This is a genomic window from Aeromonas sp. R2-1, from assembly GCF_040908425.1.
GTDB lineage: Bacteria > Pseudomonadota > Gammaproteobacteria > Enterobacterales > Aeromonadaceae > Aeromonas > Aeromonas caviae.
This window is the reverse complement of the sequence record NZ_JBFODR010000015.1, coordinates 79,246-105,390: the sequence shown is the minus strand read 5'-3', so window position 1 is coordinate 105,390 and position 26,145 is coordinate 79,246. Positions and strand designations below refer to the sequence as shown.

General features: G+C 63.1%; 24 protein-coding genes. 13 read left to right on the top strand and 11 right to left on the bottom strand.

All coding sequences use genetic code 11. From position 1 onward, the window contains the following. Positions 1-42: 42 nt before the first annotated feature. Together AB5Y80_RS03640 and AB5Y80_RS03635 are read right to left on the bottom strand one after the other, a co-directional pair. On the bottom strand, positions 43-1,185 hold the full coding sequence (locus AB5Y80_RS03640; protein ID WP_010673233.1) for a 3-phenylpropionate MFS transporter: 1,143 nt from the start codon (positions 1,183-1,185) through the stop codon (positions 43-45). 260 nt (positions 1,186-1,445) lie between these two features. After that, positions 1,446-3,539 (bottom strand): TonB-dependent hemoglobin/transferrin/lactoferrin family receptor, encoded by a 2,094-nt coding sequence (locus AB5Y80_RS03635; protein ID WP_042881282.1) that lies wholly within the window; start codon positions 3,537-3,539, stop codon positions 1,446-1,448. 196 nt (positions 3,540-3,735) lie between these two features. Between AB5Y80_RS03635 and AB5Y80_RS03630 the strand changes: the two genes are divergently transcribed. Genes AB5Y80_RS03630 through AB5Y80_RS03620 form a run of 3 tightly spaced genes read left to right on the top strand, consistent with a single transcriptional unit; the run spans position 3,736 to position 5,717 of the window. Next, positions 3,736-4,704: a ChaN family lipoprotein gene (locus AB5Y80_RS03630; RefSeq protein ID WP_216987942.1), complete on the top strand. Its 969-nt coding sequence runs from the start codon at positions 3,736-3,738 to the stop codon at positions 4,702-4,704. 14 nt (positions 4,705-4,718) lie between these two features. Beyond that, positions 4,719-5,270 carry a cysteine hydrolase family protein gene (locus AB5Y80_RS03625; protein WP_039040040.1) on the top strand — a complete coding sequence of 184 codons (552 nt, stop codon included), beginning with the start codon at positions 4,719-4,721 and terminating at the stop codon, positions 5,268-5,270. A gap of 39 nt (positions 5,271-5,309) precedes the next feature. After that, positions 5,310-5,717, top strand: a complete 408-nt coding sequence (locus AB5Y80_RS03620; protein WP_368172526.1) for a hypothetical protein — start codon at positions 5,310-5,312, stop codon at positions 5,715-5,717. Between the two features lie 64 nt (positions 5,718-5,781). Here AB5Y80_RS03620 and hutZ read toward each other — a convergent pair whose 3' ends face one another. After that, positions 5,782-6,339, bottom strand: a complete 558-nt coding sequence (gene hutZ / locus AB5Y80_RS03615) for a heme utilization protein HutZ (protein WP_010673228.1) — start codon at positions 6,337-6,339, stop codon at positions 5,782-5,784. Continuing rightward, positions 6,336-6,848, bottom strand: coding sequence for a heme utilization cystosolic carrier protein HutX (hutX, locus tag AB5Y80_RS03610; protein WP_041214612.1), 513 nt, complete (start codon positions 6,846-6,848; stop codon positions 6,336-6,338). The genes hutZ and hutX overlap by 4 nt, the downstream gene beginning before the upstream one ends. A 167-nt stretch (positions 6,849-7,015) precedes the next feature. On the opposite strand from hutX, the gene AB5Y80_RS03605 reads away from it, so the two are divergent. From AB5Y80_RS03605 to AB5Y80_RS03595, 3 genes are read left to right on the top strand one after another with little or no spacing between them, the layout of a single operon-like run. Then, positions 7,016-7,861 (top strand): hemin ABC transporter substrate-binding protein, encoded by an 846-nt coding sequence (locus AB5Y80_RS03605; protein ID WP_119197366.1) that lies wholly within the window; start codon positions 7,016-7,018, stop codon positions 7,859-7,861. Beyond that, positions 7,858-8,889, top strand: a complete 1,032-nt coding sequence (locus tag AB5Y80_RS03600; RefSeq protein ID WP_042881318.1) for an iron ABC transporter permease — start codon at positions 7,858-7,860, stop codon at positions 8,887-8,889. Before AB5Y80_RS03605 ends, AB5Y80_RS03600 begins: the two co-directional genes overlap by 4 nt. Positions 8,890-8,904: 15 nt before the next feature. After that, on the top strand, positions 8,905-9,696 hold the full coding sequence (locus AB5Y80_RS03595; protein WP_041214610.1) for a heme ABC transporter ATP-binding protein: 792 nt from the start codon (positions 8,905-8,907) through the stop codon (positions 9,694-9,696). 97 nt (positions 9,697-9,793) lie between these two features. On the opposite strand, the gene AB5Y80_RS03590 is transcribed toward AB5Y80_RS03595, so the two are convergent. Further along, entirely contained in the window at positions 9,794-10,402 is a 609-nt protein-coding gene (locus AB5Y80_RS03590) for a YitT family protein (RefSeq protein WP_039040037.1), read from the bottom strand. 292 nt (positions 10,403-10,694) lie between these two features. On the opposite strand from AB5Y80_RS03590, the gene AB5Y80_RS03585 reads away from it, so the two are divergent. Continuing rightward, positions 10,695-12,044, top strand: coding sequence for a UDP-glucose/GDP-mannose dehydrogenase family protein (locus tag AB5Y80_RS03585; RefSeq protein WP_202015625.1), 1,350 nt, complete (start codon positions 10,695-10,697; stop codon positions 12,042-12,044). Beyond that, complete coding sequence (locus AB5Y80_RS03580) at positions 12,041-13,039, top strand: NAD-dependent epimerase (protein WP_368172525.1); 999 nt, start codon at positions 12,041-12,043, stop codon at positions 13,037-13,039. Before AB5Y80_RS03585 ends, AB5Y80_RS03580 begins: the two co-directional genes overlap by 4 nt. 42 nt (positions 13,040-13,081) lie before the next feature. Here AB5Y80_RS03580 and AB5Y80_RS03575 read toward each other — a convergent pair whose 3' ends face one another. Genes AB5Y80_RS03575 through AB5Y80_RS03565 form a run of 3 tightly spaced genes read right to left on the bottom strand, consistent with a single transcriptional unit; the run spans position 13,082 to position 15,859 of the window. Then, on the bottom strand, positions 13,082-14,770 hold the full coding sequence (locus tag AB5Y80_RS03575; RefSeq protein ID WP_323879725.1) for a glycosyltransferase family 39 protein: 1,689 nt from the start codon (positions 14,768-14,770) through the stop codon (positions 13,082-13,084). Next, the gene (locus AB5Y80_RS03570) at positions 14,760-15,119 is read right to left on the bottom strand and encodes a lipid-A-disaccharide synthase N-terminal domain-containing protein (protein ID WP_042864347.1); all 360 of its coding nucleotides are present in this window, start codon (positions 15,117-15,119) and stop codon (positions 14,760-14,762) included. The genes AB5Y80_RS03575 and AB5Y80_RS03570 overlap by 11 nt, the downstream gene beginning before the upstream one ends. Then, positions 15,119-15,859, bottom strand: coding sequence for a glycosyltransferase family 2 protein (locus tag AB5Y80_RS03565; protein WP_124813446.1), 741 nt, complete (start codon positions 15,857-15,859; stop codon positions 15,119-15,121). Before AB5Y80_RS03565 ends, AB5Y80_RS03570 begins: the two co-directional genes overlap by 1 nt. Positions 15,860-16,171: 312 nt before the next feature. On the opposite strand from AB5Y80_RS03565, the gene AB5Y80_RS03560 reads away from it, so the two are divergent. The 4 genes from AB5Y80_RS03560 to AB5Y80_RS03545 all read left to right on the top strand — a co-directional run bounded on the left by AB5Y80_RS03560 (position 16,172) and on the right by AB5Y80_RS03545 (position 20,932). Beyond that, a complete protein-coding gene (locus AB5Y80_RS03560) occupies positions 16,172-17,014 on the top strand; it encodes a lytic transglycosylase domain-containing protein (RefSeq protein ID WP_041214605.1) in 843 nt (280 codons plus the stop codon). A 198-nt stretch (positions 17,015-17,212) separates the two neighbouring features. After that, positions 17,213-18,880 (top strand): energy-dependent translational throttle protein EttA, encoded by a 1,668-nt coding sequence (gene ettA / locus AB5Y80_RS03555; protein ID WP_010673216.1) that lies wholly within the window; start codon positions 17,213-17,215, stop codon positions 18,878-18,880. Positions 18,881-18,991: 111 nt separating this feature from the next. Beyond that, complete coding sequence (locus AB5Y80_RS03550) at positions 18,992-19,321, top strand: hypothetical protein (RefSeq protein ID WP_201901547.1); 330 nt, start codon at positions 18,992-18,994, stop codon at positions 19,319-19,321. Positions 19,322-19,576: 255 nt separating this feature from the next. Continuing rightward, entirely contained in the window at positions 19,577-20,932 is a 1,356-nt protein-coding gene (locus AB5Y80_RS03545; RefSeq protein WP_010673214.1) for an NCS2 family permease, read from the top strand. Positions 20,933-21,017: 85 nt separating this feature from the next. Here the strand turns inward: AB5Y80_RS03545 and djlA are convergent, their stop codons facing one another. From djlA to AB5Y80_RS03530, 3 genes are read right to left on the bottom strand one after another with little or no spacing between them, the layout of a single operon-like run. Further along, a complete protein-coding gene (djlA, locus tag AB5Y80_RS03540) occupies positions 21,018-21,842 on the bottom strand; it encodes a co-chaperone DjlA (protein ID WP_039040028.1) in 825 nt (274 codons plus the stop codon). 19 nt (positions 21,843-21,861) lie between these two features. Further along, positions 21,862-22,530: an N-acetylmuramate alpha-1-phosphate uridylyltransferase MurU gene (murU, locus tag AB5Y80_RS03535; protein WP_183149409.1), complete on the bottom strand. Its 669-nt coding sequence runs from the start codon at positions 22,528-22,530 to the stop codon at positions 21,862-21,864. Continuing rightward, positions 22,527-23,537: an aminoglycoside phosphotransferase family protein gene (locus AB5Y80_RS03530; protein WP_128296465.1), complete on the bottom strand. Its 1,011-nt coding sequence runs from the start codon at positions 23,535-23,537 to the stop codon at positions 22,527-22,529. Before AB5Y80_RS03530 ends, murU begins: the two co-directional genes overlap by 4 nt. Before the next feature lie 174 nt (positions 23,538-23,711). Between AB5Y80_RS03530 and lptD the strand changes: the two genes are divergently transcribed. Further along, positions 23,712-26,144, top strand: coding sequence for an LPS assembly protein LptD (gene lptD, locus AB5Y80_RS03525; RefSeq protein WP_039040025.1), 2,433 nt, complete (start codon positions 23,712-23,714; stop codon positions 26,142-26,144). Position 26,145 lies beyond the last annotated feature (1 nt).

Below are 26,145 nucleotides of genomic sequence, written 5' to 3'. Positions count from 1 at the left end.
ATAAGTCGGAGGCCTGCCGCGCCAGAGACCGGCAGACCTGTGTCATCGGCCCTGTTCAGGGCTCTCTTCACGCAGCCGCAACACGAAGACCGGCAGCACTACCAGCACCATGATAAAGAAGATGCCGCCTCCCAGCGGCTCGAACAGCACGCCGCAGATCGCCATCAGGGCCGCCACCGTCATGCCAAGGCCCAGGGCCGCATAGAGCGCCTGGGTGGGGATCTGCTGCTCCGCGGGCAACTGGCGGGTCATGAAGCGGATGGCGCCGAGGTGACTGACGCAGAAGGTGACCCCGTGCAGCAGCTGGCCGAGCACCAGCACCGCCAGGTCGGTAGAACTGCCGAGCAGCACCCAGCGCACCACGCAGCCAAGGGCCCCCACCAGAAACAGGGTCTGGGCGCCAAAGCGCTGGAGGAAGCGCTTGTCCGCGGCGAACATGGCGATCTCCGCCACCACTCCCAGAGCCCAGAGATACCCGATCAGGGTGCCGCTGTAGCCGGCGCTTTTCCAGTAGATGGCGCTGAAACCGTAGTAGGCCGCGTGGCTCCCCTGCAGCAGGGCGGTGATGAGCAGGAAGCGGCGCACCGGGGCCGACCTGAGCGTGACGAGCAGCGAGGCCTTAGCCCGCTCCCCTTGCAGCTCCCGGGGGGCGGGTCGCAGCGGCAGCAGGCTGAGCCCCAGCATGATCAGCAGCCCGGCCACCATGGTGTGCAGCACCCAGTCGCTGCCAAAGTTGCCCACCAGGGCCCCCACCAGGGTGGAGGCGACGATAAAGGCAAAGGAGCCGCACAGCCGCACCTTGCCGTAGTCCAGGTGGGTCTGAACCACCATGCGGGTGGCAAGCGCCTCTCCCATGGGCATCAGGGTCGGGTAGATGAAGTTGGCCGCGAGGGTCAGCACCACCAACCACCAGAGGCTGTGGCCCAGATAGAAACCGAGGAAGGCCAGCAGACTCAGCAGACAGAGCAGCCGGGTGACGGGCAGCAACTGGCCGGCCCCCTTAACTCGCCCCATCACCATCAGGTTGCCGGCAAAGCGGATGGCCATGCCCACCCCCAGCAACAGCCCTATCTGTTCAGTACTCACCCCGATGCCTTCCAGCCAGAGCGACCAGAACGGCAGGTAGGCGCCATAAACGAAGTAGAAGGCGCCAAAAAACAGGGCTAACCAGGAGAACGCGGGCATAGAGGCTCGGGCTGCATGACAAGGGGCACAAATGATAACCGATTTCGGGGCGGGGATCCCCAGGCGGCATGACAGATAAAAACCATAAATATCAATAAAGTTGAACCTTTGTCACATCCCCCTGTCTATTGGGTAACACCGCTTCCTGATGAGTGTTGCAATCCTTCCACCCGCCCCTGGCGGGTTTCTTTTTTGCAGACGCCGACCTTCATGACAAAAGGGGCCCGAGGGCCCCTTTCCTGCATGCTGGTCCACGACCATCAGAACACGTACTTGACCCGTGCACTGAGGTTGCGGCCAGGCTCGGTCTGCTTGCTGGTATCCGCGGTGGCGGCAAGGCCGGTGATGCTCTCGTAGCTCACGTACTCCTTGTCAAACAGGTTGAACACCCCCACGTTGAGCTGCAGGTCCTGCACCGGCTTGAACTGGGCATAGAGATCCACCACGCCCCAGCCTGCGCTCTTGATGTTGTCGTTGCCTCGCGCATCCTTGCCCACCTTGTCCATGTCGTCGGCAAAGCGCAATGCGGTGTTGATGTTCCAGTTCGGCTGCTCCAGACGCACCCCGACGCTGCCGTTCAGGGGGCTCAGGCTGTTGATGTAGTTGCCCTCGCCATCCTTGCCCTCGATGTAGGCCAGGTTGCCCCAGACGTTGACCAGCTCGTTCAACCAGTAGTCCGCCTTGGCCTCGGCCCCCTTGGTGGTCGCCTTGTCCAGGTTCTGGTACTGATAGAGGGCGGTACGGCCTTCGGTGCCCACGGCCGTCAGCTCGATGAAGTCGTCGAACTTGTTGTAGAAGGTGGCCACTTCATAGCTGAACCCGCCGCGGCTGCCGCGCACCCCCAGATCGATGCCGTCGCTGCTCTCTGGCTTGAGGTTCGGGTTGGGCTCAATGCGATAGCCATACGCCTGGTGGTTCAGGGTGGAGAAGGCGTTGTCATACATGGGCGCCTTGAAGCCGTGGCTGTACTGGGCGAACAGGTTCGCCGCCTCGTGCGCCTTGAATACCAGCCCCAGCTTGGGAGAGAACTCCCCTTCGGAGATCTTCTTCATGTTCTCGCCGGTGTAGGCGGGATCCTCGTCCGGGGTCATCTTGTAGTAGTCGTAACGCACGCCCGGGGTCAGCACCCAACGCTCGCCGAACTTGATCTCGTCAAAGGCCCAGAGCGCACTGCGCTCGCTGGTGGTGGAGGGGAAGCTCAGCTCGTTGTAGCCAACGAAGTCACCCGGAACGGTCGGCCCCTTGAAGCGGGTGCGCTCGTTGTCGGTATGCTCGTATTCCAGGCCCCAGGCCAGACGCTGGCTGGCGAGCGCCTTGTTGAACTTCACCTGGGCGCCCAGGCTCTCCTGCTCGAAACCGTTGTGATCCAGGGAGTTCTTGGTCACATAGGGGTTGCCCGGCATGACCGGATACTTGGACGAAGCGTACTGATCCAGGGTCTGCTTGGCGCGGCTGTAGTAGATCTTGCTGTCCACGCGATCCGCCCAGGGGGCGTTCAGGGCGAGGCCATGATCCAGTACCAGGGAGAGGTTGTCGGTCTCCTTGTCGGTAATGGGCTGGTTGAAGACGGAGCCCGCCTTGGTCAGATCGATGGCATCCGGATCCTGCCCCTCGGTGAAGTAATCCACCGTCAGTTTCAGGAACTGATCATCGGAGAGATTCCACTTGCTCTTGAACAGCACGGCCTGGCTGACGATGTCGAACTCGTTCTTGTCGCCGTCATAATTCTGGGTGACACCGCCATCGCGCCAGGTGTAGCGCAGCAGGTTCTCGACTTCCCCGGTGCGCAGCGCCCCCGTGATGCCGGCCATTCTCTGGTGGCTGCTGGAGGCATAACCCGTGGTCGCATCCAGATAGCTGTCGCGGCCCTTGAGGAAGTCGCCAGCATCCTTGGTGGTGATGGCAATGACGCCTCCCAGAGCATCGGAACCGTAAGCAGCAGAGGCCGGCCCTTTGGCCACTTCCACCTGCTTGATCATGTCGGTGTCGAAGTAGGTCTGACCCACGCCGCCATTCTTGTAGGCATCGTTCTGGCGCACACCGTCCTGCACCACCTTGACCCGGTTTTCGCTCATGCCGCGAATGGTGAAGGTCTGGGCATCTCCTGCGCCTCCCTGCACGCTCACCCCGGGCTCATAGCGGAACAGATCGGCGACGTTGCTGACGACCTGCTCTTCAATCTGCTCCGAGGTAATGACAGCGATGGGACCGGAAACATCTTCCAGCTTCTGTTCCATCCGTGAGCCGCTGACGACCATGACTTCATCGGCTTTCTTGTCTGCGGCGAAAGCGGGGGAGATCAGCCCGGCCGCCACGGCGAGGGCTATCAGGGAGGGGGTGTTGTTGTGCGCCACTGTAAAGTCCTTATTGAGAATTATTATCAAGCGGGAGGCATATTACCCCGCCAGAGACAAAGATCAATAATAAAGTGAATCATTCTCATTTCACTTTATCGTCATTCCCCCTTACACTGGCGCCACTTTTTCGCTCGCCATGCCGCCATCCCATGGTGCAGCCTTTTCCCATCCCCTGTTTCTTGAGTGAGTAACCATGATCCGACGACTCCCCCTGCTCGCCCTGCCCCTGCTGCTGGTCGCCTGTGCCACCACGCCGCAGAACACCCCACCCGAGACCCTCTATGACGCACGGCTCGATACGGCCCAGGGGCAGGCGTTGACCTTCGAGCAGGCGGTGGCCCGGGTGGCGGATGCCGACATCGTGCTGGTGGGGGAACTTCACACTCACCCGGCCATCCATCTGTTGCAGGCCCGTCTGCTGGCGGGGCTTGACGAGACGTCGCAGGCAGATGGCCGGGCCCTGGTACTCTCCATGGAGCAGTTCAGCCGCGCCGATCAACCGGTGCTGGATGCCTACCTGGCCGGACGCATCGGCGAATCGGCCCTCATTCGAGATGGCCATGCCTGGCCCAACTACCAGAGTGATTACCGCCCTCTGGTGGAGTTCGCCAAGGCACAGCACCTGCCAGTGATTGCCGCCAATGCCCCCAAACCTCTGGTGAGCTGCGTCGGTCAGGAGGGACCGGCCTGGCTCGACAAACTGCCGGCCAATCGCCGCAGCCAGCTTGCCCGCGAGCTGACTCTGGGGGATGACGGCTACCGCCAGAAGTTCATGGCCTCCATGCACCATGGGGATGCGGACGGCAACGCCCGTCGCTTCGCCGCCCAGACCAGCTGGGACGACACCATGGCCGAAAGCATGGTGGATTATCTGGGCAAGCATCCCGGCAGGCGCATCATGCATATCGCAGGCAACTTCCACGTGGAAGGGGGGCTAGGGATCGCCAGTCGCATCGCCAGCCGCAATCCGGCACTCAAGGTGGCACTCATCGTGCCGCAAACCGGTGACGAGACAGCCCCCGGGAGAGACGCCGATGTCAGGGTCCACATAGCTCCCCTGCCGGAACGCTGGCTAAATGCAAAGGAAATGAAGCAAGATATGGGCGCACTGCATCAATCCCGAAGCCGTGACTGCAGCCAATGGTTGCAACCCTCAAAATAGCCCAAGGATTTCATATGGATGTGTTACTCGTCATCGACATGCAACAGGGGTTGTTCGATAACCCCCGCCATCAGGATGCCCAGGTCATCGCCAACATCAATCGTCTGGCCGATCGCGTGCGGGGCCAACACGGACGGGTCATCTATGTGCAACACGACGAACCGGGTTCCGAGCTGGAACCTGGCAGTGCGGGCTGGCAACTGCACGCCGATCTGGCCCCGTCTCCCCACGACAGCCGGGTGCGCAAGACTGCCTGTGACAGCTTCCTCGACACCGAGCTCGGCTTCCTGCTGGCAGAGCAGTCGGTAGACAGACTGCTCATCTGCGGCTGTGCCACCGACTTTTGCGTCGATACCACGTTGCGCAGCGCCGCCGCCAGGGGCTTTGACGCCTTTGCGGTGACCGACGCCCATACCACGGCGGACAGGCCGCACCTGAGTGCGGAGCAGATCATCCAGCACCACCACTTCATGTGGCGGCATCTGAGCCTGCCTCAAGGCAGAAGCGTGACCCTGCTCACGACGGATGAGCTGCTGGCCACCATTCAACCCGAGCGGGCGTGTTAAGCTGCCCGTCCTGATGTGAACACCCGATTGGAGTCTTGTGTGCGTCTACTCTCTGACGTTGCCCTCACGCTGCTGTTACCGGCGCTCACCGCCTGCTCCGGCTTGCCGGGGGCAGCACCCGATGGCCCGGCCCCCCTGTTCCACACCCATATCAGCGACGACGGGAGCAAGCGCTTCACCTTCGAGGCCGCCCCTCTCGACGTCCTGCCCACCCGGTTGCAGGAGGGAGATGACAACCGGCTGAGCCGCCGCGACAAGAGCCTGCTGGAACGCCGGGAAGCCCTGCAGGACGAGCAGCTCACCCAGATGCTGGCCACGCGCAAGTATTGCCGAAGCGGCTATATCGTCCTCAGCCAGACCTCCTGGAAGATCCGCGGGGAATGCAACGAAAGCGCCAGCCAGGCCGACCGCGATGCCTTCCCCAACCAGGCAGGCTGGCAGGAGTAACCCGGGACATAACAACAAAACGGGCAGCCCAGGCTGCCCGTTTCTCATCTCGCTGATTGTCCCCTCAAACGGGTTCATCCGCCGGGCTGGTCAGCTCGGCGCCGTTGTCGATGCGTTTGTGCCCTTCCACCAGGTGAACGAAGTCCACCAGCTCGTCGCCGGAGACACGGAACGCCTGACCGAATCCCTTGACGAACAGCCCCTGCTCGGGCTTGAGCCGAAACAGCACGAAGTCCTTGAGGTTGGAGAGCCCTTTGACTATCTCGCCGAAGCGCCCTTCCAGCGCCGCAACGGCCTTCTCCCAGCGTGCGTCGTCGCGCGCCACCACCTCCGCGACCGCATCGAAGGTCAGACGCTTGCGGGCAAACAGCTCGCGGGCACCGGTTTCGTCCTCGATCAGCATCAGCGATACCTTGGGCACCTGTTGCAGGTTGCGGGCGTGGCGAGCTATCTCGGAGATGAGCACATAGTATCCATCTTCCTGCAGCACGAAGGGGGCATAGCTGGCATTGGGGTTGCCTTCGCCATCCACAGTGGCGAGCTGCAGGGTACGGCAACCGTCGCGGAACTCGCGGATCTCCGGTTGCAGGCGGTTTTGCAGGCGCTCCTGACGTTCACTCATGCTTTCACTTCCTCTTGATACTGACGGCGCAGGGCCATGAAACGCTCCACCTGCTCAGGCAGCAGTTGACGCTGCTCGTCCCGGCCCAGGTAGATCTTGAAGATGCAGCGGCCACTGTGGCCGAAGAACTGGAAGGAGTGCCCCTCCTTGCCCATGAAGAGCTTGCTGACCAGGGCGATGCCTGCCACGTTGTCGAGCTTGAGGTGGCCGTGCAGCTCCCCGTCCCGCCCCATCAGGTTGTAGTAGCCGCGCGCGTTCTTGCCCTTGGGGAAGGGAGCCTTCACCTCGAAGATGGAGCCATCGGATTCGACGATGGTGGTCACCTGACCCCAGCTGGCCAGGTCCGCCAGCAGGGCTTCGGCCTCCCCGGCCGGCACTTGCGTCATCAGGGCGGCAGGCAGATGGCGTACCACCTCCCACTCGCTGACGGCCAGCTCGGTGGCGAGGGTGGACGGGTGGGCGCTGGGGTCTTGCTCCAGCAGCGCGTGAATGCGTTGTGCAATGCTCATCGGTTCTCCCTGGATGATCTGGCGATGGTGCTCGGTGTCGCGGCGGATACTGTAATAAAGCGCCCCAAGTAACGCAATTGATAATCGCTTTCATTCTCAGTGCATTTTGATGGACGACTTGATATTCTCGGCGGCAACCCTATTTCATTCACCCTTCGGAGGTTCGCATGGGCCGTCGTATTGCCCTCGCATTCAGCCTGCTCGGCTGTGCCCTTTCCCTCTCTTCCCCATCCGTCATGGCGGTGGAGCGTATCGTCAGCATAGGCCCGGCCACCACGGAACTCATCCTGGCACTGGGGGGCGAGCAGAGCCTGGTCGCCACCGATGTCAGCAGTCCGGAGCCCAGAGGCGTGCCCAAGGTCGGCTATCACCGTGCCCTCGCCGCCGAAGGGATCCTGAGTCTCTCTCCGACCCTGGTGGTCGGCAGCGACGAGATGGGCCCGAACAGCACGCTTGATCAGTTGCGCCGTGCCAACGTCAAGGTCGAGGTCATGGCCACAGCCCCTACGCTGGCCAACCTCAACGAGCGTATCGACACCCTGGCCCATCTCCTGGGTGACCAGGCGGCAGGGAGCAAGCTCAAGGAGGAGATTGCCGCCCAGAGCGACACCCTGGCGGCGCAGGCGAAGCAGAACAAGCCCCTCAAGGTCGCCTTCCTGCTGTTGCACAAGGGTCAGCCCACCAGCATCGCCGGTGGCAACACCACCGCCAGCGCCCTCGTCACCCTGGCGGGCGGCGTCAATCCGGTGGCTGGGCTCCACGACTACAAGCCCGTCTCCACCGAATCCCTCATCGAGCTGCAACCTGATCTGGTGCTGGTGAGCGGCCGCGACTGGCAGCAGTATCAGGATCCCGACGCCGTCCTGAGTCAGGTGCCCGCCCTGTCAGCCACCCCGGCAGGCAAGAACAAGGCTATCCACGCCATCGACGGACATGCCCTGCAAGGGGGCCTCAGCCTTCGTTCCTTGCAACAGGCGAACCAGATCGCCCAGTGGATCAAGCAGGGTTCCTGATGCGCCTGCCTCTGCCCTGGCTGCTCGCCCTGACCGGCTGCGCGCTGGCGTTGCTGCTGGTCGGGTCCCTCGCGACCGGCCCCATGTCCCTCTCCCTTGGTGAGAGCCTGCGCGCCCTGTTTGCCGGACCACAGAGCGGGATTGAGGCTCACAAATTATTGATCGTGCAGGAGATCCGTCTGCCACGAACCCTGCTCTGCATCGCCGTGGGGGGCATTCTCGGCCTCTGCGGCGCCGTGATGCAGGGACTGTTTCGCAACCCCCTGGCAGACCCCGGCATCATAGGGGTGTCGGGTGGCGCGGCACTCGGCGCGGCCCTGGCCATCGTGCTGCTCGCCCCGCTGGGCTCGCACCTGCAGAGCCTGCTCGGCCTGGGGTTGCTGCCCCTGCTCGCCTTTCTCGGCGGAGCCCTCACCACCACCCTCGTCTATCTGCTGGGTACCCGGGAAGGGGGCACCTCGGTCACCGTGATGCTGCTGGCCGGGGTGGCCATCACGGCGCTCTCCGGCGCCGTCATCGGACTGCTCACCTATCTCGCCGACGATCAGATGCTGCGCAACCTGAGCCTGTGGCAGATGGGCTCCCTGGCGGCAGGCAAGCCGGTCGATGTGACGCTGGCGCTGCTGACCCTGGCCGCCCTGCTGCTGTTGTTCATGCGCGATGCCAATCCCCTCAACGCCCTGCTGCTGGGAGAGGGAGAGGCCCGGCATCTGGGGGTGAACGTGCAGATGCTGAAGCGTCGCCTCATCCTGCTCACCGCTGCCGGTGTCGGCGTGGCGGTGGCGGTGGCCGGCATGATCGGCTTTGTCGGCCTGGTGGTTCCCCATCTGGTACGGCTGCTGGCCGGACCCAACCATGTCCGCCTGTTGCCGCTGTCTGCCCTGCTGGGGGCTGGCCTGCTGCTGGGGGCCGACATGCTGGCACGCACCCTGCTCGCACCGGCCGAGCTGCCGGTCGGCATCATCACCGCCCTGCTGGGTGCCCCCTTCTTCATCTGGCTCTTGGTCAAGAGCCGCCGAACCCTGTAACAGGAGATCGCCACTTTGCCCGGATCCCCCTCCCCCCTGCTCAGTTGCCGGGGTCTTCGCCTCAGTCGTGGCAACCGGCTTATCCTGGACAGCCTGGATCTCGACCTGCATGCTGGCAGCCTGACCGCCCTGCTCGGCCCCAACGGGGCGGGCAAAAGCTCACTGCTCAAGTGCCTGACCGGCGAGCTGGAACATGAAGGGGAGATCCACCTGTTCGGCCAGACCCGCAGGGGGTGGGCCGGCAACGCTCTGGCCCACCGGGTCGGTGTGCTGCCGCAAAGCTCCTCCTTGAGCTTCCCCTTCCTGTGCGAAGAGGTGGTGGCCATGGGTCGGCTGCCCCACAGCGAGCCTGCCAGCCGGCGCGACGAAATAGTACGCGCCGCCATGACCCACGCCGGAGTCGACCATCTGGCGAACCGCCTCTATCCCGGCCTCTCCGGCGGGGAGCGTCAACGGGTGCAGTTCGCCCGGGTGCTGGCCCAGATCTGGCAGGCCCCGGAGGAACCGCAGCAAGCGCGGCTGCTGCTGCTGGACGAGCCCACCTCGGCGCTGGATCTCAAATACCAGCACCAGTTGCTCGCCATGGCCCGGGCGCTGGCCGGTCGCAACACCGCCGTGCTGGTGGTGTTGCACGACCTCAATCTGGCAGCCCGCTACGCCGATAGGCTGGTGATGCTGGAGCAGGGCAGGCTGATGGCTGACGGCAACGCAGGCGAGGTGCTGACCCCAGCGCTCATCGCGCGCCTCTACGACTACCCCGCACAGGTGATCCACCACCCCGAGAGTGGCGTTCCCATGGTGGTGTGACACCCAGGGGCAGATAGCAACAGAGCGCCATCAGGCGCTCTGTCTTTTTGCGGTATCCAGCCTTGGGCTGACCAGCAGGGCAATCCCCACGGGCACATCAGGCTATCTGGTAGCGCCCCGGCTTGTGATTGAGTGTCAACACCAGATTACAGATGATGGCTGCCACCACGGAAAGCGCCAGCAGCCAGGGGGAGACCACGAAGAAAGAGGCGACGACGATGGCGCAATCCAGTCCCATTTGCAGCTTGCCTGCCCGCACACCCCATCTGTCCTGAATGAAGAGCGCCAGAATGTTGAAGCCCCCCAGGCTCGCCTTGTGGCGGAACATGATGAGCAGTCCCATGCCGATCAGGGTGCCGCCGATCAGCGCCGCATAGACGGGTTCGATCTTGCCGATTTGCAGCACGGCGTTGAGGTGATCCGTCATGAAGGAGACGGTGGCCACGGCGGCAAAGGTATTGAGGGTGAAGCGCGGCCCCATTCTGAGCCAGGCCAGGGCATAGAAAGGCAGGTTCATGGCGAAGAACAGCAGGCCGAAGCTGATGCCGGTCACCTGTTGCAGCAGCAGCGCCAGGCCGGCGGTGCCACCGGTGAGCAGGCCGACCTGATGGAACAGGAAGATGCCGAGGGAAACGAAGCCTGCTGCGGTCAGCAAGGCGAGCACATCCTCATAGAGCGGGTGCGCAGAGCGTGAAGTGTTGTCCATAACCAGGTATCCAGTCGCGAAGCAAGAGAGTGTTGGCCGCCCATCGGGCGGAGCGAGCCCCGTTAACCGGGGCTTCGTTATGCCGACAGTCTCCAATTTGAGTGAGATGGATCACAAGTCCCGCCCTTCACGCGCCAAAATGGTGCGCGTCATCCAGGCGTTACAATCCTTGCACCAAAATGTCCCACACTCACCGCCGGCCTGATGCTGAAAAACCTGAAACGGGCCGCTGCCCCCGCGCCCGAATCGTTCTAGAATGAGTCGCTTGTCACTGCCAGCGGAACAACAGCGGATGAGAGTCACCGTATTCGGAATAGGTTATGTCGGGTTGGTTCAGGCCGCCGTACTGGCGGAGATGGGTCACAAGGTGGCCTGCGTGGATGTGGATGCCGACAAGGTCGCGGGCCTGAAAGAGGGGCGCATTCCCCTCTTCGAGCCCGGTCTCGCCCCCCTGGTGCAGCGCAACCATCAGGCCGGTCGCCTGATCTTCACCACAGACCCGGCCCGGGCGGTGGAGTTTGCCGAGCTTATCTTCATCGCGGTCGGAACGCCGCCGGACGAGGACGGGTCTGCCGACCTCCATCAGGTAATGACGGTGGCGGACACCATAGGCCGCCTGATGCAAGGGGGCAAGGTGGTGGTCAACAAGAGCACTGTGCCTGTCGGCACCGCCAGCCGGGTACGGCGACACATTGCGGAGCGCCTCGCCGACCGTGGTCTCGACCTTCCGCTCGACGTGGTCTCCAACCCCGAATTTCTCAAGGAGGGCGCCGCCGTCGCCGACTGCCTGCGGCCGGATCGCATCATCATCGGCACCGACTCCGATCACGCCTTCTCCCTGCTGGAGGAGCTCTACGCCCCCTTCAACCGCAAGCGAGACCGCATCCTGCGGATGGATGCACGCAGCGCCGAACTGACCAAGTACGCCGCCAACGCCATGCTGGCGACCCGCATCTCCTTCATGAACGAGATGGCCACCCTGGCCGAAGCCCTGGGCGCCGACATCGAGGAAGTGCGCAAGGGCATTGGTGCCGATCCGCGCATCGGCCACCACTTCATCTACCCGGGCTGCGGTTATGGCGGATCCTGCTTCCCCAAGGATGTCAGGGCGCTGATCCACACCGCGAAGGAGGCGGGGTGCGAGACCCCCCTGCTGCGCTCGGTGGAGCAGGTCAACGAGGCGCAGAAACACAGGCTCATGACCCGGCTGCACCACCATTTTGGCGCCAGTCTGTCGGGGCGCACCTTCGCGTTATGGGGACTCGCCTTCAAACCCAATACCGACGACATGCGCGAAGCCCCGAGCAGGGTGCTGATGGAGGCGATCTGGGCGGCAGGAGGCAAGGTGCAGGCGTTCGACCCCGAGGCCATGACCGAGGCCGCCCGCCTCTATGGCCAGCGGGCGGACTTGACCCTGTGCGACACCCAGGAAGCCGCCCTCCAGGGGGCTGACGCCCTGCTCGTCTGCACCGAGTGGCAACAGTTCCGCGCACCGGATTTCGACCTGCTTCGCCAGACCCTGAAGCAGGCCATCATCTTCGACGGCCGCAACCTCTATGATCCGGCCCGTCTGCGCCAGCGCGGTTTCACCTACTATGCCATCGGCCGTGGCGACAGCCTGGCTCATCAGGAGGAGCGATGAAGTACCTCGTCACCGGCGCCGCCGGGTTTATCGGATTTCATGTGGCGCGCAGGCTCTGTGGCGACGGCCATCAGGTGGTGGGGATAGACAACCTCAACGACTACTACGCGGTGAGCCTCAAGGAGGCGCGCCTCGCCCTGCTCACGCCTCTGCCCGGCTTTCGCTTCGAACACCTCGATCTCGCGGACCGCGCGGCCATGGCCTCGCTCTTTGCCCACGAGCAGTTTGACCGGGTGATCCATCTGGGGGCCCAGGCCGGGGTGCGCTACTCCCTGGACAACCCCTTCGCCTACGCCGACAGCAACCTCACCGGCCACCTTACCGTGCTGGAGGGGTGTCGCCAGACCCGGGTGCAGCATCTGGTCTATGCCTCCTCCAGCTCGGTCTACGGGCTGAACGAACAGATGCCGTTCAAGCCGTCCGATGGGGCGGATCATCCCGTCTCCCTCTATGCGGCGAGCAAGAAGGCGGGGGAGCTGATGGCCCACTCCTACTCCCATCTCTACGGCCTGCCCACCACCGGGCTGCGCTTTTTCACCGTCTACGGCCCCTGGGGCCGGCCCGACATGGCCCTGTTCAAGTTCGTGCACGCCATCCTGAACGGCGACCCCATCGACCTCTACAACCAGGGCCAGCTCAGCCGGGATTTCACCCATGTCGACGACATCGTCGAGGGGATAGTGCGCATCGCAGACAGCCCCCCCGCGGGCGATGCCCACTGGCAGGGGGCCCCGGACGCCAGCCCGGCCCCCTATCGCCTCTTCAACATCGGCAACGGCAGCCCGGTCAGGCTGCTGGACTTCGTGGATGCCATCGAGTCGGCCCTCGGCAAACGGGCCATCCGCAACATGCTGCCCATGCAGCCCGGCGACGTGCTCGCCACCTGGGCCGACACCCGCTCGCTGTTCGACGCCACGGGCTATCGCCCCCGTGTCGGGCTCAAGGAAGGGGTAGACAGCTTTGTCCGCTGGTATCGGGACTACTACCGGGTCTGAGCCAAACGAGGTGGCAGGGTCCCCTGGCTCGCGACCCTGTGCTCAGGATGAAGGGGTATAGCTGAAGGGCACCATGGTGGGGGAGAGCCCACGACAGGCGGGTTTGAGGGCCTGCGGGCCTGCCAGCAGCCAGTCGGTGCGGTGACGGTTGCCGAGGTTTTCCATCTTCGCGGAGTCAAAACACCTCACCATCAGGTCGGCGCTCCCCAGTACCCAGCGCCCGGGGGCAGCCCCTATCCAGGCGGCAGCTTCCCTGGCCTGCTCCCCGTCTCCCATCAGATAAGGGTAATGTTTCACTGGTTGCAGGCTAAACAGCAGATGTTGCTCTTTGAAGCCCGCCAGCAGCAGTTCATCCCCCACAGGCACCTTCTGCGCCGCCAATGCCATGACTGCCTGAGGGGTGCGCACCTCGTTGAGGCGCACGCTGATCCAGCAGGAGTAGATCAGCCACCCCACTGCCAGGGAGCTGAGAATGGCGGTCAGTGGCGCCCGGCGAAGCCAGGCATTGATCAGCAGCAAGGATCCCCCCAGCACCAGCAGGGGAAGCCAGGGATCCGGCCCCAGTTCCCCCAGACGGCTGGCCACTCTGTCGCTAAATGCCAGCACCAGAGCCCCCACCAGCCCTGCCCCCCCCAGCAGCCAGCCGAGCCCGGCCAGTAGTCGCCCCGGCCAGACCCGGACCAGCAGGGTGCCGATGAAGGGTGCGGTAAGGAGCGCCAGGGCGGGCGTACCGGGTGTGATGTAGACGCCCCGCTTGCCCGGCGAGCAGGAGAAAAACAGCACCACCAGCACCAGATAACCCAGCAGCAGCAGGATACGCCTGTCCTGCGCCCGGATGGCGCGCCGCCAGGCCACCACCAGCCAGGGCAGCAGCAGGGAGAGCGGCAGCCAGAACGGCGGGATCACCGAGGTGAGGTAGTACCAGAAGGGTTTGACGTGGTGCCAGGCGCTGGTATAGCGAGTCACCGTCTGGCGCAGCAGTATGTTGTCTCTGTAGGCCAGCAGGAGGGGATCTCCGCTTCGGGTCACGGCCTCCAGCATGGGGACCAGCCAGAGGCCCATCGCCAGGGCCATGGCCAGCGGCCCGAGCAGGGCCTTCAGCCAGGCTGACAACGGCGCGGCGCGGATTTGTGCCCTGTGGGTCCAGAGCGCGGGAAGCAGCACCAGCAGGGCCAGTACTCCCACCCCCTTGGTGATGACGCCAAGCCCCGCGGCAAACCAGCCGAGCCAGTACCAGCGCCACCCGCCACCGCAGAGGAGGAAGCGCAGAAAACCATAGAGACCGAGGGTGATGAAGAAGGTGACCAGGCCGTCGATCTGCGCCGTCTTGGCCTGCAGGGTGAACTGGACGGTAAAGAGCAGCAGCAAGCCCGCCAGAAATCCCGTCGCCGGATCCCACAGGCGGCGCCCCAGATCCCACACCAGCAAGATGGTCAGCAAGCCAGACAGCAGGGAGGGCAGCAGAAAGGCCACCTTGATGGAGCCAGTCAACACATAACCGATCGCGATCCCCCACATAAACAGCGGCGGCTTGTCCGGATAGAGCTCCCCGCCGCGCATGGGGAAGAGCCACTGGCCACTCTCCACCATCTCCCGGGCGATCAGGGCGAAACGCGGCTCGTCCGCCGGCCAGGGGTCCCGCAGACCCAGCCCGGCCCCCAGCACCACCAGCGCGATCAGCAGCAACCAGCCAAGGGACGTCTGATTGAGCAGGGTGCGATCACTCACCATGACGAGCATCCCCGGTCACTGCCTTGTCCCGCCGCCAGCCCCGATGCTGGATATCGAGATAGAGGCTGTAGAGCGCGGTGAAGGTGGGGAAGAGGTTTTGCAGCACGCCGACAGAGTCCTGCTTGGGAGAGAAGGTGAAGTAGCTGAGCGTCATCAGGCTGCCGATCACGCTCATGTACCAGAACAAGCGCGGGATGACGGGTCGTCCCGCCCGCCTGGACGCCAGAAACTGCACCAGCCAGCGTCCGCCGAACATCAGCGCCCCTGTATAGCCGATCAGCTTCCAGCCGGTGACATGCACCCCGGTCCAGTCCAGCCAGTCGATGGGGGCAGACAGCCAGGCGTCCATCACTCCAGCATCTCCCGGATTTCAACCACCTTGGATCGGCGCTGCAACCACCAGACCCCGACCACGTCCACCAGCCCGACCCAGAGCCGGTTCCAGACCCCGTATTTGGAGATCCCCGCTTGGCGTGGCCTGTGGTTGACCGGCCAGGGTGCCATGCGCCCCCCTTGTGCCTGGATCAGCGCGGGGATGTAGCGGTGCATGTGATTGAAGGCGGGCAGTTTCAGATACCAGTCGCGACGCACCACCTTGAGCCCGCAGCCGGTATCCGGAATGCCGTCGCGCAGCAGCAGGTCGCGAAAGCCGTTGGCCAGCTTTGAAGAGAGGCGCTTGACCCAGTCGTCACGGCGGTTGACCCGGTGGCCGATGAGGCCCACCTGGTATGGATCGCTCTGGTAGCGGCGCATCGCCTCCTCCAGCATGGCGGGAATGTCGGCGGGATCGTTCTGACCATCGCCGTCGAGTACCACCAGCCAGTCGCCACGCCCGTGGCGCACTCCGCTCAGCACCGCCATGCTCTGGCCCACGGCATGGACATGGCGTAGCACCTTCAGCCTGGGGAAACGCGTCTGCAAATCGCGCAGTACCACATGGCTGTCGTCCACACTGCCATCGTCCACATAGATCAGTTCGTATTCGAACCTGCCCCCAAGGGCGGCATCTATTTCGCCGACAAGCGGGGCCAGATTGTCCCGCTCATCCTTGGCAGGCACCACGACAGAGATATCGACCGATTCGACCATATGCACATCCTGCCCTCATCAGAGGCGCTATCGATTCACCCGGCAGACCCGACGACATTGCATCGATGGCCTGGCTGACATCATGCAAATACAAGGCGTTAGAAAACAACTCTGTCAGCATATTGAACTTCAATTAACAAATCTATCAAAGCAGTCACTGACCCGGGAGTCATACCGCCTCTCCCCTGCACCAAAAGTTCCATACCGTTTTCATCTCTGCCGCTCACCCACATAACCAGATGTTCCATCTGCTGGCTGGCGTCCCTCCCCGGATCGGGCCTATATGTTGCGGATACCAACGACGAGGTTTCCATGAAAAAACGACTCTGGGGCTGGGGACTCCTGATACTGCTCGCCACCACTTCCCACGCAGATCCCTTTCGTCAGGCCCCCAAGGCCATGAGCGCACTGCGCCAGGGTGCCGCCATGGAACAGGGAAACCCGCGGCAGGCCATCGCCCACTACTGCACCGCCGCCAACCTTGGCAACCCGGAAGCCTATTACCGCATCGGCCGCCTGCTGGCCCGCGGCCCCCAGGGGATCCGCAATGCCCGCAGCGCCAACGCCTACCTGGCCATGGCCATGCGCCTTGGCAACCAGCAAGCCGCCCGTTACTACAACGAGCGGGTCGGCAATGCGCCCCTGGGTACCTGCGGCATTGGAGGCGGTGGCGGAGCCCCCTGGGTGCGCCCCAGTACCCCCTTCGATCAGGAGCGCTACCTGGCCAGACAGTCACAGGCCAAGCAAAAGCTGGCCATCATGATCCGCCAGGCCGCCCAGCGTCACAAAGTGGACCCTCAACTCGCCCTGGCTATCGCCATCGCCGAATCCAATCTGAACAGTACCGCCGTCTCCCCCAAGCAGGCGCAGGGCGTCATGCAGCTCATTCCCGAAACCCAGGCCCGCTTCGGCGTGACCCGGCCGTTCGATGCCCAGCAGAACATCCGTGGTGCCATGATCTACCTGAAGTGGCTGGAGAAGCAGTTCGGTCCGGACTGGGTGAGGATCAGCGCCGCCTACAACGCCGGGGAGCAGGCCGTGCTGCGCCACGGCGGTGTGCCGCCCTATCAGGAAACCCAGGAGTATGTGCAGCGGGTGCTCTACTACTCGGGGCAGGATCCTGACAAACCGGCCCGCCGCAACTCACCGCGCTGAGCTTACCCGGTTGCCCCTCTTCCCTCGCGCCTGTCGGCCGTCCCGGCCTGCGGCGCCCGGCTTTGCCGCCCCTCTCCCATTGGTTTACAATCGACGGGTTTTTTGGAACCGGGTTGACGGCCCGTCGACCCGGCCCCACCACGACATCAGTTTGTTAATGCCAAGCCATTAAACTGCTGAAAGGAAGAGAATTAGCCAATGGCTCAATTTATTTACACCATGAACAGGGTCGGCAAGGTCGTGCCGCCCAAGCGTCATATTCTCAAGAACATCTCCCTCTCCTTCTTCCCGGGGGCCAAAATAGGCGTGCTGGGTCTGAACGGCGCCGGGAAATCGACCCTGCTGCGCATCATGGCGGGCATCGACACCGAGATCGAAGGGGAAGCCCGTCCGCAGCCCGGCATCAAGATCGGCTACCTGCCCCAGGAGCCGAAGCTGGATCCGGAGCAGACCGTACGCGAAGCGGTCGAAGAGGCGGTCGGCGACGTCAAACGCGCCATGGCGCGCCTCGACGAGGTCTATGCAGCCTATGCCGACCCGGATGCGGATTTTGACAAGCTGGCCCGCGAACAGGGCGAGCTGGAAGCCATCATCGCCGCCCAGGGCGGCCACAACATGGAAAACCAGCTGGAGCGCGCGGCCGATGCCCTGCGCCTGCCGGCCTGGGATGCCCAGATCAAGCACCTCTCCGGTGGTGAGCGCCGCCGCGTGGCCCTGTGCCGCCTGCTGCTGGAAAAACCGGACATGCTGCTGCTGGACGAACCGACCAACCACCTGGATGCGGAATCCGTGGCCTGGCTGGAGCGCTTCCTGCACGACTACGAAGGCACCGTCGTGGCCATCACCCACGACCGCTACTTCCTCGACAACGTGGCGGGCTGGATCCTGGAGCTGGACCGCGGCGAAGGCATCCCCTGGGAGGGCAACTACTCCTCCTGGCTGGAGCAAAAAGATGCCCGTCTGGCCCAGGAAGCCAGTTCCGAAGCCGCCCGTCGCAAGTCCATCGAGAAGGAACTGGAGTGGGTTCGTCAGAACCCGAAAGGCCGTCAGGCCAAATCCAAGGCTCGTATGGCTCGCTTCGAAGAGCTCAACACCAACGACTACCAGAAGCGCAACGAGACCAACGAGCTGTTCATTCCGCCCGGACCGCGCCTGGGCGACAAGGTGGTGGAGGTGGCCAACCTCTGCAAGTCCTATGGCGACCGCCAGTTGATCGACGATCTCTCCTTCTCCATTCCGAAGGGTGCCATCGTCGGCATCATCGGTCCGAACGGTGCCGGTAAATCGACCCTGTTCCGCATGATGTCGGGTCAGGAGCAGCCGGATTCCGGTTCCATCACCCTGGGTGACACCGTGGTGCTGGCCTCCGTGGATCAGTTCCGCGACAGCATGAACGACAAGAAGACGGTGTTCGAGGAAGTCGCCGACGGCCAGGACATCCTGCGCATCGGCAACTACGAGTTCCCGAGCCGCGCCTACATCGGCCGCTTCAACTTCAAGGGTTCCGACCAGCAGAAGCGGGTCGGCGAGCTCTCCGGTGGTGAGCGTGGCCGTCTGCACCTGGCCAAGCTGCTGCAGACCGGCGGCAACGTGCTGCTGCTGGATGAACCGACCAACGATCTGGACATCGAAACCCTGCGCGCCCTCGAGAACGCCCTGCTGGAGTTCCCGGGTTGCGCCATGGTCATCTCCCACGACCGCTGGTTCCTCGACCGCATCGCCACCCACATCCTGGACTACCAGGACGAGGGCAAGATCGAATTCTTTGAAGGCAACTTCACCGAATACGAAGAGTGGAAGAAGAAGACCTACGGTGCCGAGGCTATCCAGCCGCGCCGCGCCAAGTACAAGCGCATTGCCAAGTAAGGCGAGGCAACAGCCGCGCCGCCAGGCATGACGTCACAAGGGGAGCCGGGGCTCCCCTTTTTTGCCTCTTCTGACTTACAATCTCCACCTCTACCCCAGCGATAGCGACCCATGACCCAAGCCTCCACCACCAGACTCACCATCCAGATCCGGCTCGAACCCGGCTGCCTGGGGCCGGATGGCAAGCAGCACATCGATACCTTCTGCGCGGCCGCCAACCGGATCCTCGCCGTCATCGAACCCCGACGAGTGCACTGGGTGCTGCTGCCCCGCCATGACAAGCAACTGGCCGAGCAGGCCTACTTCCTTGATGGCCGTCCCTTGAGCGAAACCCAGGCCACCCTGCTGCTACAACGCATGGGGTTGGCCCTCGATCCCTTGCTGGAGCAGAGCGATGCCGTGCTGAGCCAGCTTATCGAACGCTACCAGAAAAACCGTTGATCCCGATGTGGAAACGGGGCTCTATTGGTCCCCTTTTTCCTGCCTCCGGGGGAAAACGTTTGAATTTTTACTCTATTCATTGATCCGCCTCGCACATCCGGGGTTTGTAAACCTGGCCGCCTGTGTGAAAATGTGCGCGCTGTCACGGTATCAGGACGAGTCTGGTCACTTCACCGCCAGAATCAGGGTCCGTCGCCCCGCATGGATGGGCCGGGTCCCCTGCTGCCTATTTCACGTCACCCATTGGAATCCAACATGAATCAACCACATCACGCTACCGGGCAGACCGCCAGCCCGGCTGCCGGGCAGGGATTGCTCGAGCGCCTGTTTGCCCTGCGCGGTCATGGCACCACGGCCCGCACCGAGGTGATCGCCGGCATCACCACCTTCCTGACCATGGTCTACATCGTCTTCGTCAACCCGCAGATCCTCTCTGCGGCAGGCATGGACACCCAGGCCGTGTTCGTTACCACCTGCCTCATCGCCGGTGTCGGCAGCATCCTGATGGGTCTGCTGGCGAACCTGCCCATCGCCCTGGCTCCCGCCATGGGCCTCAACGCCTTCTTCGCCTTCGTGGTGGTGGCTGGCATGGGCTACTCCTGGCAGGTCGGCATGGGCACCATCTTCTGGGGTGCGCTGGGCCTGCTGATCCTGACCCTGCTGCGGGTACGCTACTGGCTCATCGCCAACATTCCCCTGACCCTGCGGGTCGGCATCACCGCCGGCATCGGTCTGCTCATCGCCCTGCTCGGCCTGCACAATGCCGGCATCGTGGTCGCGAGCCCCGCCACCATGGTGACCGTGGGCAACCTCACCTCCCTGCCCTGCCTGCTGGGATTGTTGGGATTCTTCCTCATCTGCATCTTCTCCGCCCGCGGTGTCCACTCCGCCGTGCTCATCGCCATCGTCGTCACCACCACCCTGGGCTGGCTGTTCGGCGATGTCACCTTCAAGGGCTTCGTCTCCGTGCCGCCGAGCATTGCACCGGTCTTCGGCCAGCTGGATCTGATGGGATCGCTGGACATCAGCCTTGCCGGGATCATCTTCTCCTTTATGCTGGTCAACCTGTTCGACTCTTCCGGCACCCTGATCGGCGTGACCAACCGTGCCAAGCTGGCCGATGACAAGGGACACTTCCCGCGCATGAAGCAGGCCCTGGTAGTAGACAGCGTCAGCTCCGTCGGCGGCGCCTTTATGGGCACCTCCTCGGTCACTGCGTATATCGAGAGCAGCTCCGGGGTCGCCGTCGGCGGCCGTACCGGCCTGACCGCCATCGTGGTGGGCATCCTGTTCCTGCTGGCCATCTTCTTCTCTCCGGTCGCCGCCATGGTGCCGGCATATGCCGCAGCGGGGGCCCTCATCTACGTGGGCGTGCTGATGTGCTCCGAGCTGACCCGGGTGAAGTGGGAAGACCTGACCGAAGCGGTGCCGGCCTTCATGACCGCGGTGATGATGCCGTTCAGCTTCTCCATCACCGAGGGGATCGCCGTGGGCTTCATCTCCTACTGCGTGATGAAGGCGGGCACCGGCCGCTGGCGCGAGATCAACCCCTGCGTGCTGGTGGTGGCCCTGCTCTTCGTCCTCAAGTTTGTCTGGGTCGATGCCCACTGATTTTTCTTCCATGAAAAGAAAAACCAGACTCTGAAAACAAAAATGCCCGTCATCGACGGGCATTTATTTATGGCGGGCACAGGGCTCAGCGAATACCGCGGGCCTCGCGGATCCACTCCCAGGCCTGCTGGATCTCCTGGGTCTTCTCCTTGGCCATCTCCATCATCTCGGGGGGCAATCCCTTGGCGGCCAGCTTGTCAGGGTGATGCTTGCTCATCTCCTTGCGATAGGCGCGCTTGATCTCCTGATCGCTGTCGCTCTCGTTCACCCCAAGCAACTGATAGGCATCCTTGAGGCGATCCCGGGAGGGGGGCTCCTGACGGTATTGCTGCCCCTGGCCACCGCCCTGCTGTTGCTGACGGTGGAAGAAGTTCATCTGGGCCTCGGCCATGGCCAGAATGCGGGCCAGCTCGATGCGACTGAACCCCAGCTCGTCGGCGATGGTTTGCAGGATGGCCCGCTCGTTCGCCTCCACCTGACCGTCGGCGAAGGCGGCCTGCAGCTGGACCTCGAGGAAGAAGCGCAGGATGTCACGCTGCCCCAGGCTCGCCTGGCGAAACTCCGCCAGGGTCTCGCGCAGGGGGAAGTCACTCTCCTTGCCCTGGCGGAATGACTCCTGGGCCCGTACTCGCTGCTCTCCGGCCAGCCGCATCCTGTCCATCAGGTTGGACGCGACCCGTATTTCGTGCTCGGTGACCTGGCCGCTCGCCTTGGCGATGTGGCCCATGACGGCGAAGGTGGCATGGAAGAAAACGGCCTGCTGCTGCTGGCTGGGTGCCCGCTGGAAGGCCCCGCGGATCCCCATGCCCCGATCGAAGCGATGGCCGATCCACAGGCCCAGCAGGGCACCGAAGATGTTGCCGAGCAGAAAACCGAAGAAGGTGCCAAGCACCTTGCCCCAAATACGCATGGTTCAAGACCTCGTGAAGTTAATGGGTGCCGGCGAGCAGTTGCTCGTCCAGCTCGCGCAGCCGATCCACTGTGCCGATGTCGCGCCACTCGCCTGCCAGCAGGCTGCCACCCACCCGTCCCTGCACCATCCAGTCGCGCAGCAGGGGGGCCAGCTTGCGCGCCCCGCAGGGCAAGCCGGCAAAGGCGGCGGGCTGATAGAGGCCGACGCCGCTGAAGGTGAGGGCCGGGGTGTCCAGCACCCGACCCGCTTGCAGGGAGAAGTCCCCTTGCGGGTGCTGGGGAGGGTTGGGCACCAGCCAGAGGTGGGCGAGATCGTCCCCAAGCGGCTGGTTCACCAGAGCGCGATAATCCAGGTCGAGCCAGGTATCGCCGTTGATCACCAGAAAGGGTTCGCGGCCCAGCAGGGGCAGCGCCTGCACGATGCCGCCGGCGGTCTCGAGCGCGCTCTCTTCGGCCGACCAGTGGATGGAGACCCCGAGTGCACTGCCATCGTCGAGGGCCGCCACCAGCTTGTGTCCGAGCCAGGCGTGGTTGATGACAAGTGTGGTCACGCCGGCTGCCTTGAGTTTTTCGATATGGTGCACGATGAGCGGCTTGCCCCCCGCCGCCAGCAGCGGCTTGGGCAGCAGATCGGTGAGCGGACGCATCCGCTCGCCGCGCCCGGCGGCCAGGATCATCGCCTTCATGGTGTCACCCCGGTGCGCGCCAATCCGGGCAGCACCACCTGCTCCAGCCACTGGCCGAAGCGGGCCAGCACCGGATAGGCGGCGCCATGGCTGCGACAGACATCAACGACGTAGCCCAGGGTACGGGGAATGTCCTTGAGGTAGCCGGCCTTGCCATCGCGGTGATAGAGGCGGGTGAAGATCCCCGCCGCCTTGAGGTGGCGCTGCATGCCGGTGAGATCGGCTGCGCGACGAAACGCGGCATAGTCCAGATTGCCGAGCAGACCGGCCCCTTGCAGGGTGTCGAAGCCAAGTCGCATGCCCTGCTCGATCACCACGTCCGGCCAGCGCACGTAGCAATCTTTGAGCAGGGAGACCAGGTCATAGCTCAGCGGCCCGATGACCATGTCCTGGAAGTCGATAAGGGCGAGGTCGCTCTCCTTCGGGTTCGTCCCGCCGCACACCATCAGGTTGCGGCTGTGGAAGTCCCGGTGCATCACTCCTTGTGGCTGGGCCAGGTTGCTCGCCGTGAGGCAGGCGAAGGTCTCCGCCAGCAACTGCTGCTCTTCATCACTCAGGGCCAGTTGCAAGTGATGCCCCAGCAACCACTCGGGGAAGATGGCATTTTCCCGGGCCATGAAGGCCTCATCGAAGGGCTCGAGCTCGAGCGCCACGGCGCCGAGCCCTGGCAGCAGGGCGATGGCCTTGCCGTACCAGGCCAGTACGCTCTCTTCGTTCAGGCAGCCGATAAGCTGGGTATCCCCCAGATCCGTCACCGCCAGCAATCCCTGCTCGTAGTCGACCCCCTTTACCTCGGGGGCCAGCAGCCCCGCATCGTGCAGGGCGGCCGCATTGCGAACGAATTCATGATTTTTTTCGGTTTTCGGATTAGCATCCACCCACACCAGACCGCCGCCCCGGAAGTAGCGGCGGAAACTGGCGTCACCGGAAATAAGCGTCAACGAGAGGTTGGCGTCACCGGAAATCCGGCGAGCCCATTGCAAAAGCAGGGAAGCGCGATCGTGCATGAGTCGGGAACCAAATTGGAAAGCAGCACTTGGCTGTTAGCCCTGGCCGCAATAATGCTTTATCATTGCCGGCTAACATAAAGCAATGACATGCAATGTCAACTCGATGGATCCTGACATAAAATGCATGCCCTGAATCCACCGTTTTTACTACGGATTGCGCGAGCCTTTCACATGACAAAATGGACACTGGGATACTCCTGTCCCATCGCCCTGACCATCAGCCTTGTTCCTGCCCTGAGCCCGCTCATGGCCCAGGCAGCTCCACTCAATGCGCCACCCGCTACCGGGATCCTCGACAGCCTCTGCTATGACTATGTTCCCAAGATAGAGAAGCCCAGTGCGGACCAGGACGCCAATGCCCAGCCCGTCGAGGTGGATGCCGATCGCCTGGAGGCCAAGCAGGGCGGTACCGCCGTCTACGAGGGTGACGTCAAGGTGCGCCAGGGCGTGCGCAAGTTCGACTCCGACTATGCCCAGCTCGACCAGAAGAGCCGGGATGTCATCGCCATCGGCAACATCTATTACAACGATGGCCAGATCACGGTCACCAGCGACAAGACCCTGAAATCCAACCTGGACACCAAGAACTCCGAGCTGGAAGAGGGCAAATATCAGGTCCATGGCTCACCGGTGCGCGGCTTCGCCGAAAAGGTGACCATGACCAACAACAACCAGAACATCACTCTGGAAGGGGCCCAGTACACCACCTGCCCACCGGGCCAGGAGGCCTGGACCCTGAAGGCCGGCAGCATCGACATCGATCAGTCCGAGGTATTTGGGGAGGCCTGGAACGCCAGCCTCTGGCTCTATGACTATCCGGTCTTCTACTTCCCCTATATCAACTTCCCCATCAAGGATGAGCGCAAGACCGGTCTGCTCTACCCGGGCTATACCCAAAGCTCCAAGAACGGTATGGACATCACCCAGCCGTTCTACTGGAACATCGCCCCCAACTACGATGCCACCATCACCTCCCGCTTCATGGACAGACGGGGCCTGATGGAACAGGTCGAGTTCCGCTACATGCCGGACCCGGCCCACGTGGGGAGCCTCTACTTCGAGAACCTGGCGGACGACAAGCAGTACGACGAGACGGCCAGCCTCAATCAGCATCTCTCTGATGGTCACCGTTACCTGCTCAGTGCCCGCCACACCTCCATGTTCATGGACAACGCCATGCGGGTGTCGGTGGACTACACCAAGGTACGGGACCAGGACTACAACTACTTCAACGACTTCACCCCCAAGGTGGGGACCCAGGTCGACAACCAGTTGCAGCAATCCCTGAAGGCGGGTTACTACCAGCAGAACTGGAACCTCGATGCCGAGGTACGGACCTACCAGATCCTGCTGGCCAGCGCCCAGCAGCCCCACGAGCTGATGCCGCGCATCAACCACAACTACTACCAGCAGGGCAGCTGGTACGATCTGGCCTGGAATACCGAGCTGACCAACTTCGGCTACAACAACGATCAGGCCATCGAGCAGAACAAGGGTGAAGCCTACACCGGCACCCGGGTCTACACGGCCCCCACCCTGACCATCCCCCTCGTTGACGAGGCGGGTTACTTCCTCGACAGCCAGTACAAGCTGATGTACACCCGTTACGACCAGACGGTGCCTGACCAGATGAGCAGCACCTTCACCAATCGTTTCACCCCGAGAGAGGGCGGCGACGTCACCCTGGAAGAGGGGACCATCACCCGGGTACTGCCCTCGTTCCGTCTCAAGGGCGGCATGACCTTCGAGCGGGATCAGCAGTGGTTTGGCGAGGGTGCCAACCAGACCCTGGAGCCTGAATTCCAGTACCTCTATGTGCCCTACAAGGATCAGGACAACATCGGTGTCTATGACTCCACCACCATGCGCCAGGACTACTACAGCCTCTTCAGCGATCGCCGCTTCGCCGGTCTGGACCGCATCAGCGACTCCAACCGGCTCTCCTTGGGGGTCACCACCCGCATTTATGATCCGGCCGGGGATGAACGAATCCGGTTGGCCGTTGCCCAAGCCTTCGACTTCGTGGCGCCCAGGGTCAAGCTTTACAGCAGCGATGAGCTGAGTACCAATACCCGCTCCCCTCTGTCGTTCGAGGGTGACGCCAAGATCAACGAGCAGTGGTATGCCCATGCGGGGGCACAATATGATATGGAACAGCGCCAGATAAGCTCTGCCAACAGCGCCCTGGAGTACCGTCACGAGAAGTTGATCAGCCAGTTGAACCACCGCTTCGTGCGGGATGCCAACTACGACCTCGACCACAAGGGCCAGGTGACGGATCTCAACCAGATCGGCCTGCTGTTGACCACCCCGCTGGACGATCGCTGGCACCTTTATGGCGGCTACTATCAGGAGCTCAACCAGAACGTCAAAGTGGACCGCAAGGTGGGTCTGAAATACGACTCCTGCTGCTGGAGCATCAACTTCAACCTGGAATGGGTCAACACGCCAGACAACGTGAACCTGACCCCGACGTCCGAGCGCAGCCTCGGCATTCAATTTGAAATGAAAGGATTGGGTAGCGTGGGTACCGGCTCCAAGGGCACCTCCCTGGACACCGAAGCACTGCCTTACATTCGTCCGTTTAACCTGCGAGACCAGTAAC

Bases quoted from the DNA above. Each gene is read 5' to 3' on its own strand.
- AB5Y80_RS03640 (WP_010673233.1), bottom strand. From the start codon at position 1,185: ATGCCCGCGTTCTCCTGGTTAGCCCTGTTTTTTGGCGCCTTCTACTTC.
- AB5Y80_RS03630 (WP_216987942.1), top strand. From the start codon at position 3,736: ATGATCCGACGACTCCCCCTGCTCGCCCTGCCCCTGCTGCTGGTCGCC.
- AB5Y80_RS03625 (WP_039040040.1), top strand. From the start codon at position 4,719: ATGGATGTGTTACTCGTCATCGACATGCAACAGGGGTTGTTCGATAAC.
- hutZ (WP_010673228.1), bottom strand. From the start codon at position 6,339: ATGAGTGAACGTCAGGAGCGCCTGCAAAACCGCCTGCAACCGGAGATC.
- hutX (WP_041214612.1), bottom strand. From the start codon at position 6,848: ATGAGCATTGCACAACGCATTCACGCGCTGCTGGAGCAAGACCCCAGC.
- AB5Y80_RS03605 (WP_119197366.1), top strand. From the start codon at position 7,016: ATGGGCCGTCGTATTGCCCTCGCATTCAGCCTGCTCGGCTGTGCCCTT.
- AB5Y80_RS03590 (WP_039040037.1), bottom strand. From the start codon at position 10,402: ATGGACAACACTTCACGCTCTGCGCACCCGCTCTATGAGGATGTGCTC.
- AB5Y80_RS03585 (WP_202015625.1), top strand. From the start codon at position 10,695: ATGAGAGTCACCGTATTCGGAATAGGTTATGTCGGGTTGGTTCAGGCC.
- AB5Y80_RS03580 (WP_368172525.1), top strand. From the start codon at position 12,041: ATGAAGTACCTCGTCACCGGCGCCGCCGGGTTTATCGGATTTCATGTG.
- AB5Y80_RS03575 (WP_323879725.1), bottom strand. From the start codon at position 14,770: ATGGTGAGTGATCGCACCCTGCTCAATCAGACGTCCCTTGGCTGGTTG.
- AB5Y80_RS03570 (WP_042864347.1), bottom strand. From the start codon at position 15,119: ATGGACGCCTGGCTGTCTGCCCCCATCGACTGGCTGGACTGGACCGGG.
- AB5Y80_RS03565 (WP_124813446.1), bottom strand. From the start codon at position 15,859: ATGGTCGAATCGGTCGATATCTCTGTCGTGGTGCCTGCCAAGGATGAG.
- AB5Y80_RS03560 (WP_041214605.1), top strand. From the start codon at position 16,172: ATGAAAAAACGACTCTGGGGCTGGGGACTCCTGATACTGCTCGCCACC.
- ettA (WP_010673216.1), top strand. From the start codon at position 17,213: ATGGCTCAATTTATTTACACCATGAACAGGGTCGGCAAGGTCGTGCCG.
- AB5Y80_RS03550 (WP_201901547.1), top strand. From the start codon at position 18,992: ATGACCCAAGCCTCCACCACCAGACTCACCATCCAGATCCGGCTCGAA.
- AB5Y80_RS03545 (WP_010673214.1), top strand. From the start codon at position 19,577: ATGAATCAACCACATCACGCTACCGGGCAGACCGCCAGCCCGGCTGCC.
- djlA (WP_039040028.1), bottom strand. From the start codon at position 21,842: ATGCGTATTTGGGGCAAGGTGCTTGGCACCTTCTTCGGTTTTCTGCTC.
- murU (WP_183149409.1), bottom strand. From the start codon at position 22,530: ATGAAGGCGATGATCCTGGCCGCCGGGCGCGGCGAGCGGATGCGTCCG.
- AB5Y80_RS03530 (WP_128296465.1), bottom strand. From the start codon at position 23,537: ATGCACGATCGCGCTTCCCTGCTTTTGCAATGGGCTCGCCGGATTTCC.
- lptD (WP_039040025.1), top strand. From the start codon at position 23,712: ATGACAAAATGGACACTGGGATACTCCTGTCCCATCGCCCTGACCATC.